Here is a 14,363-nt window from a genome sequence, read left to right on the forward strand (position 1 = left end):
ATATCTATCCCTCTATTTTATAGGATAAACTAGTAAAAACTAATCCAATTTCCTACTATCCTTCTCCTATAAAAAGTGGTAAAATGGAGGACAGAAAGAAGGAACTGATATGACAACATTATTTTCAAAAATCAAAGAAGTAACAGAGCTTGCTGCGATCTCAGGCCACGAAGCGCCTGTCCGGACTTATCTTCGTGAAAAGTTGACACCGCACGTGGATGAAGTAGTGACAGATGGCTTAGGTGGTATTTTTGGTATTAAACATTCAGAAGCTACGGATGCACCGCGTGTTTTGGTCGCATCTCACATGGACGAAGTTGGTTTTATGGTCAGCGAGATTAAGCCAGATGGTACCTTCCGTGTCGTTGAAATCGGTGGCTGGAATCCTATGGTGGTCAGCAGCCAACGCTTTAAACTCTTTACTCGTGACGGTCGTGAAATTCCTGTGATCTCAGGTTCTGTCCCTCCACATTTGACACGTGGAACAGGTGGACCAACTATGCCAGCTATCTCGGATATCGTTTTTGATGGTGGTTTTGCGGACAAGGCTGAGGCAGAAAGTTTTGGTATCCGTCCGGGTGACACCATTGTCCCTGATAGCTCAGCTATCTTGACAGCCAATGAAAAAAATATCATCTCAAAAGCTTGGGACAATCGCTACGGTGTCCTCATGGTAAGCGAGCTAGCTGAAGCTTTATCAGGTCAAAAACTCGGAAATGAACTCTATCTTGGCTCTAACGTCCAAGAAGAGGTTGGTCTGCGTGGCGCTCATACTTCTACAACTAAGTTTGATCCAGAAGTCTTTCTGGCAGTTGACTGCTCACCAGCAGGTGATGTCTACGGTGGCCAAGGCAAGATTGGGGATGGAACCTTGATTCGTTTCTATGATCCTGGTCATTTGCTTCTCCCAGGTATGAAAGATTTCCTTTTGACAACGGCTGAAGAAGCTGGCATCAAGTACCAATATTACTGTGGAAAAGGTGGAACGGACGCTGGAGCAGCTCATCTGAAAAATGGTGGTGTCCCATCAACAACCATCGGTGTCTGCGCTCGTTATATCCACTCTCACCAAACTCTCTACGCTATGGATGACTTCCTAGAAGCCCAAGCTTTCTTGCAAGCCTTGGTGAAAAAATTGGATCGTTCAACGGTTGATTTGATTAAACATTATTAAACATAAGGGAGGTGGTCGGGATGGCAGAACCTAACCTAGAAAGCCTTATAAGAGATCTCTACAACCATGCCCGTCAGGGCTTGAGTGAAGATTTAGTTGCTGCTCTCCTAGAGACTGCTAAAAAACTACCTACTACAAATGAGCAATTACTAGCAGTCCGACTCTCAGGACTGGTCACCCGTGAATTGCTCATCAATCCCAAACACCCAGCACCTGAATTGATCAACTTGGCACGCTTTATCAAAAAAGAAGAAGCCAAGTATAGGGGCACTGCAGTTTCTGCTATCATGTTTGGAGAACTCTTTAAAAAGCTTTGATTCCATTGTGAATCAAAGCTTTTTTTATATGTCAGAAAAAACATTTTTGATGAGGAGATGAAAAAGCCATCCCATTCAGGATAGCTTTTTGGTACTTATATTTGTTCAGCAATGACCTTTTCGGCTAGGTTCATAGCATGGTCAGACACACGAGTGTAGTGGGAAATGATGTCGATGAAGTTGACTCCAGCTTGTGTAGAACACTCACCCTTGTTAAGGCGTTTGATATGGGTCTTTCTGAGAACACGTTCCATATTGTTGATTTCTTTATGGCGTTCAATCAGACTCTGAGCTTTTTCAATATCATTGTTTTCCACACTATCAAGGGCATCCTTGATAAAGTCAGTAGTTTTTTGATAGATATCCGCCAATTCCTGCAAAGCAGCTTCAGAGAACTGAACATTCTTACGTTGGAGGTAGTCTGTTAGGTTGAGCAAGCCTTCTGCGTGGTCCCCAATCCGTTCCAAATCACGAGATGAATCAAGGATGTTAGTCAAGACTTCACTTTCCTTTTGACTCAAGGATTCGCTTGAGAGTCTGATGAGGTAACGAGTGAGTTTTTCATCGATGGTATTGATGGCTTCCTCTGTCTTGTGTCCTTTTTCAGCTACCTTTTCATCCAAACCGATGATATAGGTATAAGAAAGGTCAAAAGCTTTGGCTGCATAGTTCCCCAAGTGCAAGAGTTCTTTTTTGGCATTTCCTAGAGCTATAGAAGGAGATTGCTGGATAAGTTGCTCGTCGAGATAAAGGGGCTCGTACTTGACAACCTCGTCTTCACCAGGGATGAGCTTGGTTACAAAGTAGGCCAAGGCTCCGATGAATGGAAATTGTACAATGGTGTTACTTACGTTAAAGGCACCGTGCGAGAAGGCGATGGTCATCTCAGGTGAGAGGTGAAGGAGTGCCTGGAAGTACTCGATCATAGCAGTAAAGGGGCCTAATAAGATTAAGCAAAGAATAGTCCCTAAAACGTTAAAGGTAACGTGGGTTGCCGCAACGCGCTTTGCAGAGACATTGGCTCCAGCTGCCGCAATGATAACTGTTAGGGTTGTCCCGATATTATCTCCGAAAAGAACTGGTAGTGAACCTTTAAGGTCAAGGAACCCACCTGCATAGAGACCTTGCAAAATCCCGATAGTTGCAGAAGATGCCTGGATGAGGACGGTAATCACTGCACCAGCTACCACTCCTAAAATAGGATTTTGTCCCAAGGTTACCATATATTCCTTGAATTGTGGTAAATCTTTAAGTGGACTCATCCCGGCACTGATGAGGTTGAGAGCGTAGAAGATTCCCCCTACACCAAACAGGATGCGCCCGATATTGTTTGCTGTTCTGTTTTTTGTGAAGAAGAGGAACATGGTTCCAAGGAAAATCAAGGGTAAAGCATACTCGCCTAGTTTGAAACCGATGATAAAGGAAGTAACAGTGGTTCCGATGTTGGCTCCCATGATAATTCCGATAGCCTGTCTAAGAGTGAGAAGACTAGCGCTGACCAGTCCGACCGTGATAACTGTAACCCCCGTACTTGACTGAATCAGGGCAGTCACGACGATTCCGACTAGAACGCCTAAAAAGGGATTGCTAGTGTACTTGTCAATGTAAAAACGAAGGCGATCTCCAGCAGCTTGTTGCAAACCGTCTCCCATGGTCTTGATACTGTATAAAAATAGTCCTAGACCTCCTAAAAAGTGAAATAAAATTTCCTGCCAATTAATGGACATTTCTTTTTCCTCCGAAAAATAATAACGGAATTTCTCCTATTCTATTTTAAAGGATAAAAGTAAATCTCACAAGTGTTTAGCTGAAATTTTCATAAGAAACAAGAACTTTCTTTCAAAATGAGAGATAGATTCCCTTTAAGATAGATGATTTATAGGATTGTGTCCAAATTTTACTGATTATTATCCTAGTTATAGTTTTTATGTTAAATAGATTGACATCGCTTTCATATAGGATAAAATGAAGATGATTCTGTTCTGGTAGTGTGCACTGAGAACAGTTACTTTTTATCAAAAAGTAAAGCGCTTACTTTATATTTTATTAGGAGGATAAGATGAAAAATCTATTTTTTGAAAAACGTTGCCGTTACAGTATTCGTAAGCTGTCAATCGGGGCTTGTTCCTTGATGATTGGTTCAGCTCTATTTGTGAGTCCAGCTCTTGCCGAACAAGTCGCAGTCCCTGAAACAGCTGCAAATACGAGCGCTAAAGCGACAAGTACTAGTGAGACAACTAATCCAGATACTGCAGCTCTCGAAAAACAATTAGAGGAAACTGAAAACAAAGTAGCTGAGCAACCAATTTCAGAAAACACTCCAGCAATAACGGATCTGGTTAATGAAAAAGAAGAAGCGAAGCCAGCTCTGACAGATAAAACTGAAAAACCTGCTCAACCAACTGAAAAAGAAGAAGTCAAACCAGCGGAAGCTCCTCAAGTGACTGAGAAGAAAGCCGACAAACCGACTCTAGCAGACGTTCCTAAAAATGAAGAAAAGAGTCTCCGACCAAAAGAAATCAAATTTGATACTTGGGAGGATTTGTTGAAATGGGAACCGGGTGCGCGTGAGGATGATCCCATTAACCGTTCATCAGTTGAACTCGCCAAGCGCCATAGAGGCCAGTTGGTTAATGAAAAAGCAAGCAGAAGAGCCAAGGTTCAAGCTCTAGCAAATACCAACTCAAAAGCTAAAGACCACGCTTCTGTCGGTGGTGAGGAATTCAAGGCCTACGCTTTTGATTACTGGCAATACTTGGATTCAATGGTCTTCTGGGAAGGTCTAGTTCCAACTCCAGATGTCATTGATGCCGGTCACCGCAACGGAGTTCCCGTTTATGGAACACTCTTTTTCAACTGGTCAAATAGCATTGCCGACCAAGAGAAATTTGCAGCTGCCTTGAAACAAGATGCAGATGGCACCTTCCCTATCGCACGGAAACTTGTCGATCTTGCTAAGTACTATGGATTTGATGGATATTTCATTAATCAGGAAACAACGGGGGAATTGGTAGCACCTCTTGGTGAAAAAATGCGCCAATTCATGCTCTATACAAAAGAATATGCAGCTAAGGTCAACCACCCAATCAAGTATGCTTGGTACGATGCCATGACCTACAAATATGGTCGTTACCACGAAGATGGTCTAGGTGATTACAACTACCAGTTCATGCAAAAAGAAGGAGACAAAGTCCCTGCAGATCAATTTTTTGCCAATTTCAACTGGAACAAGGAAAAGAATGACCACTCCGTAGAGATGGCCAAATGGCTAGAGCGTAGTCAATATGATGTCTTTGCAGGCTTGGAATTGCAACAAGGTGGTTCTTATAAGACCAAAGTCAAATGGGATGCCCTCTTAGATGAAAAAGGCAAGTTGCGTTTGTCGTTAGGACTTTTTGCACCAGATACGATTACCAGTCTAGGAAAAACAGGCGAAGACTACCACAAGAACGAAGACATCTTCTTTACAGGTTACCAAGGAGATCCAACGGCTCAAAAACCAGCAGATAAAGAGTGGTATGGAATTGCCAATTTAGTTGCTGACCGTACACCAGCAGTAGGACGTACCTTCACCACCTCTTTTAATACAGGTCATGGTAGAAAATGGTTTGTTGACGGTAAAGTTTCTAAGGATTCTGAGTGGAACTACCGTTCTGTTTCTGGTGTCTTGCCAACATGGCGCTGGTGGCAGACTTCAACGGGGGAAAAACTTCGTGCAGAATATGACTTTACAGATGCCTATAATGGAGGTAACTCCCTTAAATTCTCAGGTGATGTAGCTGGTAAGACGGACCAGGATGTGAATTTGTATTCTACCAAACTAGAAGTAACTGAAAACACCAAACTTCGGGTTGCCCACAAGGGAGGAAAAGGCTCTAAAGTTTATATGGCCTTCTCTACGACTCCAGACTACAAATTTGAGGATGCAGCTGCATGGAAAGAACTGACTCTCTCTGATGACTGGAAGAATGAAGAATTTGACCTTAGCTCACTAGCTGGAAAAACCATCTATGCAGTCAAACTCTTCTTCGAGCATGAAGGTTCTGTAAAAGATTACCAGTTCAACCTAGGACAATTAACTATCTCGGACAATCACCAAGCGCCACAAGCACCTACAGGTCTCTCAGTAGTGAAACAATCTCTTAAGAATGCTCAAGAAGCTGAAGCAGTTGTTCAATTTACGGGTAACCAAGATGCAGATTTCTATGAAGTCTATGAAAAAGACGGTGACAACTGGCGTTTGTTGACGGGTTCATCTGCTTCAACCATCTACTTGCCAAAAGTTAGCCGTTCTGCTAATGCGACTGGTACGACTCAGGAATTGAAAGTCGTTGCAGTTGGTAAAAATGGACTCCGTTCTGAGGCTGCAACTGCGTCATTCAACTGGGGCATGACTGTTCAGGATACAACTCTCCCAAGACCTTTGGCTGAAAATATTGTTCCAGGGGCAACGGTTATTGGTAGCACTTTCCCGAATACTGAAGGCGGGGAAGGCATCGAAGGCATGTTGAATGGTACGATTACAAGTCTGTCAGACAAGTGGTCTTCAGCTCAGTTGAGCGGTAGTGTGGATATTCGTTTGACCAAGTCACGTACCGTTGTTAGATGGGTCATGGATCATGCGGGAGCTGGTGGTGAGTCTGTCAACGATGGTTTGATGAACACCAAGGACTTTGATCTTTACTACAAGGATACAGATGGTGAGTGGAAACTAGCTAAGGAAGTCCGTGGCAACAAAGCACACGTGACAGATATCACTCTTGACAAACCAATCACTGCCCAAGACTGGCGCCTAAAAGTTATCACTTCAGATAATGGGACACCTTGGAAGGCCATTCGTATCTACAACTGGAAGATGTACGAAACCTTGGACACAGAAAGTCAAAATATTCCAATGGCTAAGGTAGCTGCCCGTTCACTTGGAAACCACCAAGTTCAACTTGGTTTCTCTGATGTTCCAGCGGGTGCAACTATCACCGTTTACGACAAGGCAGATTCACAAACACCAATTGCAACCTTGAAGTCTGAAACTGGTGGCGACCTGGCAACAGCACCATTGGGCTTTGACAAGCAACCAACTCTCCTCTACTATCGTACCCAACTACCTGGCAAAGAAATCAGTAACACCTTGGCTGTAGCGATTCCGCAGGATGAGAGAAAAATTGCTGCAGTTAGCCTTGAAAAAGGACCTAAGAAGATAGTTTACAAAGAGGGAGAAAAACTTGACCTCAGAGGCGGAACCCTCCGTGTTCAGTACGAAGGGGGACAAGCCGATGAGCTGATTAACCTTACTCACTCAGGTGTGACTGTTTCTGGATACGACGCTCATCAAAAAGGGGAACAAAAGCTCACAGTCAGCTACCTTGGACTTTCGGTTACTGGTGACTTAAAAGTACAAGTGACTGGTCAAGATGAAGGGAAGCCGAAAGAAGTAGCAGGCTTGTACATTACTCAGAAACCGAAAACAGACTATCTAGTAGGAGATCAACTGGATCTTGCAGAAGGTCGCTTCGGCGTTCTCTATGATGATGAGACAGAAGAAAGCCATGCCTTTACAGATCAAGGTGTTGAAATTACAGGCTACGATGCTCAAAAGACTGGACGACAAACCTTGACCTTGCATTACAAGGGACACACAGCTGAGTTCGATGTCTTGGTTTCTCCAAAAGCAGCTGTCAACGACGAGTACCTCAAACAAGAAATTACTGCTGCCCAAGGCCGTCAGTCAACCCTTGCCTACACCTTCTCAAGCGAGGACAAACAAGCAGCACTAGTAGAGAAGCTCAATGTAGCGAAAGCTGTAGCAGAAAACCATGATGCCAGTCAAGAAGAAGTCAATAAAGCCTTGAATGAATTGAAACAAGCTGGAGCGGACTTGGATGGAAATCAACGTTATCAGACAGCTAGAGAAGAATTGGAAGGTTTGCTCGAATCTGTCCGTGAAAAAGATCCTAAAGCTGAGTTGATTGAACAAGCAGAAACTTTATTAGCTTCAGAGATGCCAACTCCACAAGCTTTTTCAGAAATGAAAGAAAAGCTGAATAAGAAACTAGCTCCTGCAGAAGAAAGCCATCATGTTGGTAGCATGGATCCAAATGAAGTGGCCCCGACGGTTGAGGCCCTCCCTGAACTAGTTATTGAAACTGAAACAACAGCCTATGAACGTCAGGAGCGACCAAACTCCGAATTTCTCAAAGGACAACGCCGTGTTGTGCAAGCTGGAGTTGAAGGTCAAGTTCGCCACTTTGTAGCAGTAGATACCCAAGGTAGACGCACTCTTCGTTCGACTGAGGTAGTCAAGGAAGCAATCCCAGAAATCACCGAAGTTGGAACAAAAGTTCTATCAAGCAACCAACCAGCTGAAGGTGTGAAAGATTTAGTTCTAGAAACTCCGAAACTGGAAGTTGAAGAGGGAACAGTTTCCTTCGAACGTCAAGAACGACCAAATGCAGCCCTTCTCAAAGGCAAACGCCAGCTAGTTCAAGCAGGCGTTGAAGGCCAAGTTCGTCGCTTTGTAGAAGTTGATGCTCAGGGCAAACGCACCCTTCATTCTACTGAGGTTCTCAAGGAAGCTCTTCCAGAAATTGTCGAAGTAGGAACGAAAGAAGAGCAAGTCTCACAAACAAGGGATCAAGCGCTCTCAGCAACGCCAGCAAAAATTGAAGAAGTAAGTAAAGAGCTTCCAAATACGGGAGCGACAAGAGATGCTAGTCTAGTAGCGCTGGGACTCCTCGGACTAATGAGTGGCTACGGCTTGCTTGCTGGAAAGAAGAGAGAAGACTAATCAGATTTACGAATCTTGGATTTTCTCATAAAAATAAAAAAACAAGGTTTGACTGTAGATTAGTTAGACCTTGTTTTTAGTTTTGAAATTGAAGAGTAAATTTGAAGCTAGATTTTTGTTATTCAATTCCTTGGATAAATTTTTGGAAACGATAGGTGTCGAAATAAATATTGGATGCAACTAATTTATCAAATTCATCGAATTTCAGAAATTCTGCGACATCCAGTTCAAGTTCTTTTCCTTGAGGAGAATGTAGACGGTAGCGATTTAAAGCTGAGACTGCTCGACCATCAACAAGTAATTGCTTCACTTCAAGATGCTGGCTTAAAGCATAGAATTGGCCTGCGCCTTGCAAATAAACATCACGTCCTTGTCGAATTTCTATACTATCGCACATGCCATAATCAAAGTTTTCAGCTACGAAATCTTCCCAGCCTCCCTCATTTACTGCCGTAAAATAGCTTTCTGCAAGTGTTTTTGTATCCATTTGGAACCTCCTGTAAAATAATTGGGCTATGATGAATATCACGAAATATTTTGCCCACTTAAGAGTATACAAAAGGAAATATGACTACAGGTTGTCATATTGCTGAAGATTTTTTTTGAGAGTACTGACCAGTAGATTTTGTAAGTGACTTGGGGATACGACCTTTACTTGATAACCAAAACTTAATAGTAAATCAAAAAATGAAGGAGTTAAAGCTCTAAATGCCTGAACTTTTATTATTTCGTCCTCGACTCTGATTTCTTCTTCCGTGAAGTGATCGTAGATTTTTGGAAGTGCAAATCTTGTAAAAACTAGTTCGATTTCTTCTCTTTGCCCCTCCACTTTATGTTTTGGGGGATTTAAAAAAAGCTCTAACATTTCTTGAGATAAACGTGGATAATCGAATGATTTATCTTTTATCTCCACTGGTTCTAGTTCTCGAATTCGAGTTAATTTAAAAATACGAAAATCTAATTTTTCTAAGCAGTAACCGATAACATACCAAGCATTCAGTTTATAGATCAATCTGTATGGGATAATTGTTCGCTGACTTTTCTCTTGTTTTTTCGAATAGTAAGAAAAAGAAATCATCTGTTTAGATTGTATCGCTTCCTCAATGTCTAGTAAATAATTTGTATTAAGAGTCCAGGAACTGAGATCAAAGTAAAAAGGACTGTTTGCTCTTGTAATTTCTTGAGAAGACAGCTTGTGTTCGATACTGTCAAGACTTGAATGGCCAACGATTTTACTAACATTTTGGCTCATATTAATGATAAACTGTCTCTCCTCCTCAGTGAAAAAGTTTCTGTCTATCTTATAGTCGCTCGGTATATAGAAACCTCCCTTATCTCCACGTTCCGAATAGATTGGGATCCCCGCTAAACTGAGTGTATCCATGTCCCTATATACAGTTCGAGTAGATATTTCAAATCTCTCTGCAATCTCTTTAGCTGTTATTCTCTTCTTATTTAAAAGAGACAGTAAAATATAGATTAGTCTTTCTAATTTCATGGTAGCAATTCCCCTTCTTTTAATCTCAAATAGCACAAACTAAAGAAACTATTTTAGTTATATTGTATAATAAGAAACCTAGCAATTCAAAAAGAAGGACTGTAGAGTTTAGAATATTAAGGATTAAAATGTTAGAAAAAGAATGGTATAGAAGTAATTAGGTAGATCAATCAAGAAATTTACCTAAATTATTCCAACCGAATTATGTGAAAATTGCCATTTCCCGTACGGTAATCCTAGATTTTTAGGTTAGTAGATAGAAGAATGAACAAGAAAAGTTTAGGGTTTTTCTATCTCTTTTGCTGATTTTGTGATATAATTAACACGTATAAAAAAAGAAGGAGTCATATCTAATGGCAAAATTGACTGTTAAAGACGTTGACTTGAAAGGGAAAAAAGTTCTCGTTCGTGTTGACTTCAACGTACCTGTTAAAGATGGCGTGATTACCAATGACAACCGTATCACTGCAGCTCTTCCAACTATCAAGTACATCCTTGAACAAGGTGGACGTGCAATCCTCTTCTCTCACCTTGGACGTGTAAAAGAAGAAGCAGACAAAGAAGGTAAATCACTTGCTCCTGTAGCTGCTGACTTGGCTACTAAATTGGGACAAGAAGTTAAATTTATCCCAGGTGTTACACGTGGTGCTGAATTGGAAGCCGCTGTTAACGCTCTTGAAGATGGACAAGTTCTCTTGGTTGAAAACACTCGTTTCGAAGATGTTGACGGCAAGAAAGAATCTAAAAATGACCCTGAGCTTGGTAAATACTGGGCATCACTTGGAGACGGTATCTTCGTAAACGATGCATTTGGTACAGCTCACCGTGCACACGCATCTAACGTTGGTATCTCAGCAAACGTTGAAAAAGCAGTTGCTGGATTCCTTCTTGAAAACGAGATTGCTTACATCCAAGAAGCAGTTGAAGCTCCAGAACGTCCATTCGTAGCGATTCTTGGTGGTTCAAAAGTTTCAGACAAGATTGGTGTTATCGAAAACTTGCTTGAAAAAGCTGATAAAGTGCTTATCGGTGGTGGGATGACTTACACATTCTACAAAGCTCAAGGTATCGAAATCGGTAACTCACTTGTAGAAGAAGACAAATTGGATGTTGCGAAAGCTCTTCTTGAAAAAGCAAACGGCAAATTGATCTTGCCAGTTGACTCAAAAGAAGCAAACGCATTTGCTGACTACACTGAAGTGAAAGACACTGAAGGTGAAGCAGTAGACCCAGGTTTCCTTGGTTTGGATATCGGTCCAAAATCTATCGCTAAATTTGACGAAGCTTTGACTGGTGCCAAAACAGTTGTATGGAACGGACCTATGGGTGTATTTGAAAACCCTGACTTCCAAGCTGGTACAATCGGTGTCATGGACGCTATCGTGAAACAACCTGGTGTTAAATCAATCATCGGTGGTGGTGACTCAGCTGCTGCAGCCATCAACCTTGGCCGTGCAGACAAGTTCTCATGGATCTCTACTGGTGGTGGAGCATCAATGGAACTCCTTGAAGGTAAAGTATTGCCAGGACTTGCAGCTTTGACTGAAAAATAAATAGTTTAACTAAAGGAAGATGGTGTGACCATCTTCTTTTTAATTTAATTTATAAATAGGTGGAATTTTTCTATAAATAAAAAAAGAGTAAATATTTGCATCCTGCCTTGTAAAGTGCTAGTATAAAAAGTAACGACTAAATTTAGATAAGGAAAAGGATTATAATGAAAAATAAAAAAGAAGTCTATGGATTTCGTAAAAGCAAAGTTGCGAAAACGTTGTGTGGTGCTGTTTTAGGAACTGCTTTGATTGCTTTTGCAGACAAAGCAGTATTTGCTGATGAAGTTACAGAGACAACTAGTACAAGTACAGTTGAGGTAGCTACTACAGGGAACCCAGCCACAAATCTACCTGAAGCTCAGGGTGAAATGAGCCAAGTTGCCAAAGCAAGCCAAGCTAAGGCTGGTTCTAAAGACTCAGCTTTGCCAGTAGAAGTATCATCAGCTGATTTGGATAAAGCAGTTGCTGATGCAAAATCTGCAGGAGTTAAGGTAGTTCAAGATGAAACAAAAGACAAAGGAACAGCCACAACTGCTACAGAGAATGCTCAAAAACAAGATGAGATTAAAAGCGACTATGCTAAACAGGCTGAAGAAGTAAAGACAACAACTGAAGCATATAAAAAAGAAGTCGCAGCTCATCAGGCTGAAACAGATAAAATCAATGCTGAAAACAAAGCAGCGGATGACAAGTACCAAAAAGATCTAAAAAGTCATCAAGAAGAAGTTGAAAAAATCAACACTGCTAATGCAACAGCTAAAGCAGAATATGAGGCTAAGCTAGCACAATATCAAAAAGATTTAGCAACTGTCAAAAAAGCAAATGAAGATAGTCAACAGGATTATCAAAATAAACTTTCAGCTTACCAGACAGAATTAGCTCGAGTACAAAAAGCTAATGCTGAAGCTAAAGAGGCTTATGATAAAGCAGTAAAAGAAAATACAGCTAAAAACGAAGCGCTTAAAGCTGAAAATGAAGCGATTAAACAGCGTAATGAAACTGCAAAAGCGAATTATGAAGCAGCGATGAAGCAGTATGAAGCAGACCTTGCAGCTATTAAGAAAGCTAAAGAGGATAATGATGCTGATTATCAAGCTAAATTAGCAGCTTATCAAACAGAATTGGCACGTGTTCAAAAGGCTAATTCTGATGCAAAAATAGCCTATGAAAAGGCTGTTGAAGAAAACACAGCTAAAAACAATGCTATCCAAGCTGAAAATGAAGCTATTAAACAACGAAATGAAACAGCCAAGGCAACTTATGAGGCTAAAATAGCACAATACGAAAAAGACTTGGCAGCAGTCAAACAAGCGAATGCAGCTAACGAAACAGACTACCAAACTAAGTTAGCGGCTTATCAGACAGAACTAGCTCGTGTTCAAAAGGCAAATGCTGATGCTAAAGCAGCTTATGAGAAGGCTGTTGAAGAAAACACAGCTAAAAATGCAGCGCTCCAAGCTGAAAACGAAGAAATCAAGCAACGGAATGCCGCGGCTAAAACTGACTATGAAGCAAAATTAGCTAAATATGAAGCTGATCTTGCCAAATATAAGAAAGAGTTGGCTGAGTATCCGGCTAAGTTGCAGGCTTATAAAGATGAGCAGGCTAAAATTAAGGCAGCTATGGCTTTAGCAGAATCAAAGAAGAATGAAGATGGAAACTTGAGTCGCCCAAGTGCTCAAAGTTTGATTTTCAAATCGGAGCCTAATGCTGAACTTTCATTGACTACAACTGGTGAATTTGTTAGCTATACTGGCATGGAAGCAGCTGTGAAGAATACTGCAGAATTTGCCAATAAACTCTTCCAGTTGGATAACTTTAAAGTAACAGACATTCAAAATGCTAACTACCAGACAAACAAACAGGAAAGCTTTGGTACAGTCGGTAAGTATTCTGAGTACAATTCAAATGTAACAAGTGGTAAGGGACCAACTGAATGGTCTTCAGTCCTGCTGAAACGAGGTCAGTCTGCAACAGCAACTTATACGAATCTTCAGGGGACTTACTATCAAGGGAAAAAAGTTTCTAAAATCGTCTATACTTATACTCTTGATCCTAGTTCCAAGTTCCGCAATGATAAGGCTTGGTTGGGAATTTTTAAAGACCCAACGATGGGGGTTTTCGCTTCGGCTTATACTGGTAATACAGAAGATGCTACCTCTCTCTTCGTTAAGACTGAGTTTCAATTCTATGATGAAGATGGTCAAATTATTAATTTTGACAAGGCCTTGATGTCTGTAGCGTCTCTTAACCGCGAAGCAAACTCAATCGAGATGGCTAAAGATTATACTGGGAATTTCATCAAAATTTCGGGTTCTTCAGTTGGTGAAAAGAACGGCCAAATTTATGCGACAGAATCTGAAAACTTCAAAAAAGGAGTTGGTGGTTCCCGCTTCACCATGTATAAGAATAGTCAACCAGATTCTGGTTGGGATAATGCAGATGCACCAAACTCTTGGTATGGTGCGGGAGCAGTGGAAATCTCAGGTCCTTCAAATAGTATGACTATCGGAACAATTTCGTCTTCAGAAGTGTTGGGACAGCCTGCAGCGAATGATCCACGTAGAGCAGAGAAATTATCTCCCAAAAAGCCAAATATTTGGTTTGCGATTAACGGAAATGTTCGAGCAACTAATTTGCCAACCATCACATTAGAAAAACCAACTCCGCCAGTAGAACCAACTGCACCACAAGCTCCTACTTATGAAGTAGAGAAACCACTGGAACCAGCTCCAGTAGTACCAAACTACGAAAATGAGCCAACTCCACCGGTAAAAACTCCAGATCAACCGGAGCCATCAAAACCAGAAGAGCCAACATATGAGACAGAGAAACCATTGGAACCAGCTCCAGTAGCACCAAGCTATGAAAATGAGCCAACTCCACCGGTAAAAACTCCAGATCAACCGGAGCCATCAAAACCAGAAGAGCCAACATATGAGACAGAGAAACCATTGGAACCAGCTCCAGTAGCACCAAACTATGAAAATGAGCCAACTCCACCAGTAAAAACTCCAGATCAACCGGAGCCATCAAA

The 14,363-nt window shown here is 41.4% G+C and carries 8 protein-coding genes; 5 read left to right on the top strand and 3 right to left on the bottom strand.

Annotation, left to right across the window (positions count from 1 at the left end; translation table 11 throughout):
• The first annotated feature begins 109 nt into the window (after positions 1-109).
• Both pepA and HMPREF2991_RS09060 read left to right on the top strand, forming a co-directional pair.
• Positions 110-1,174, top strand: coding sequence for a glutamyl aminopeptidase (gene pepA, locus HMPREF2991_RS09055; protein WP_070683907.1), 1,065 nt, complete (start codon positions 110-112; stop codon positions 1,172-1,174).
• Between the two features lie 20 nt (positions 1,175-1,194).
• Entirely contained in the window at positions 1,195-1,491 is a 297-nt protein-coding gene (locus HMPREF2991_RS09060) for a bacteriocin immunity family protein (RefSeq protein ID WP_070567848.1), read from the top strand.
• 95 nt (positions 1,492-1,586) lie between these two features.
• On the opposite strand, the gene HMPREF2991_RS09065 is transcribed toward HMPREF2991_RS09060, so the two are convergent.
• On the bottom strand, positions 1,587-3,218 hold the full coding sequence (locus HMPREF2991_RS09065) for a Na/Pi cotransporter family protein (protein WP_070567850.1): 1,632 nt from the start codon (positions 3,216-3,218) through the stop codon (positions 1,587-1,589).
• Positions 3,219-3,550: 332 nt separating this feature from the next.
• Between HMPREF2991_RS09065 and HMPREF2991_RS09070 the strand changes: the two genes are divergently transcribed.
• Positions 3,551-8,275 (top strand): endo-beta-N-acetylglucosaminidase, encoded by a 4,725-nt coding sequence (locus HMPREF2991_RS09070; protein ID WP_070567852.1) that lies wholly within the window; start codon positions 3,551-3,553, stop codon positions 8,273-8,275.
• 118 nt (positions 8,276-8,393) lie between these two features.
• Here HMPREF2991_RS09070 and HMPREF2991_RS09075 read toward each other — a convergent pair whose 3' ends face one another.
• The gene (locus HMPREF2991_RS09075) at positions 8,394-8,762 is read right to left on the bottom strand and encodes a hypothetical protein (RefSeq protein ID WP_002879744.1); all 369 of its coding nucleotides are present in this window, start codon (positions 8,760-8,762) and stop codon (positions 8,394-8,396) included.
• Between the two features lie 84 nt (positions 8,763-8,846).
• A complete protein-coding gene (locus HMPREF2991_RS09080) occupies positions 8,847-9,773 on the bottom strand; it encodes a helix-turn-helix transcriptional regulator (protein ID WP_000764442.1) in 927 nt (308 codons plus the stop codon).
• Positions 9,774-10,126: 353 nt separating this feature from the next.
• On the opposite strand from HMPREF2991_RS09080, the gene pgk reads away from it, so the two are divergent.
• A complete protein-coding gene (gene pgk / locus HMPREF2991_RS09085; protein WP_001096776.1) occupies positions 10,127-11,326 on the top strand; it encodes a phosphoglycerate kinase in 1,200 nt (399 codons plus the stop codon).
• Positions 11,327-11,490: 164 nt separating this feature from the next.
• On the top strand, positions 11,491-14,363 hold a 2,873-nt coding region (locus HMPREF2991_RS11300), incomplete at its 3' end, for an antigen I/II family LPXTG-anchored adhesin (protein WP_257372024.1).

Origin of the sequence: Streptococcus sp. HMSC072D07, from assembly GCF_001814835.1 — a bacterium.
In the GTDB taxonomy this organism is placed as follows: domain Bacteria; phylum Bacillota; class Bacilli; order Lactobacillales; family Streptococcaceae; genus Streptococcus.

Bases quoted from the DNA above. Each gene is read 5' to 3' on its own strand.
- pepA (WP_070683907.1), top strand. From the start codon at position 110: ATGACAACATTATTTTCAAAAATCAAAGAAGTAACAGAGCTTGCTGCG.
- HMPREF2991_RS09060 (WP_070567848.1), top strand. From the start codon at position 1,195: ATGGCAGAACCTAACCTAGAAAGCCTTATAAGAGATCTCTACAACCAT.
- HMPREF2991_RS09065 (WP_070567850.1), bottom strand. From the start codon at position 3,218: ATGTCCATTAATTGGCAGGAAATTTTATTTCACTTTTTAGGAGGTCTA.
- HMPREF2991_RS09070 (WP_070567852.1), top strand. From the start codon at position 3,551: ATGAAAAATCTATTTTTTGAAAAACGTTGCCGTTACAGTATTCGTAAG.
- HMPREF2991_RS09075 (WP_002879744.1), bottom strand. From the start codon at position 8,762: ATGGATACAAAAACACTTGCAGAAAGCTATTTTACGGCAGTAAATGAG.
- HMPREF2991_RS09080 (WP_000764442.1), bottom strand. From the start codon at position 9,773: ATGAAATTAGAAAGACTAATCTATATTTTACTGTCTCTTTTAAATAAG.
- pgk (WP_001096776.1), top strand. From the start codon at position 10,127: ATGGCAAAATTGACTGTTAAAGACGTTGACTTGAAAGGGAAAAAAGTT.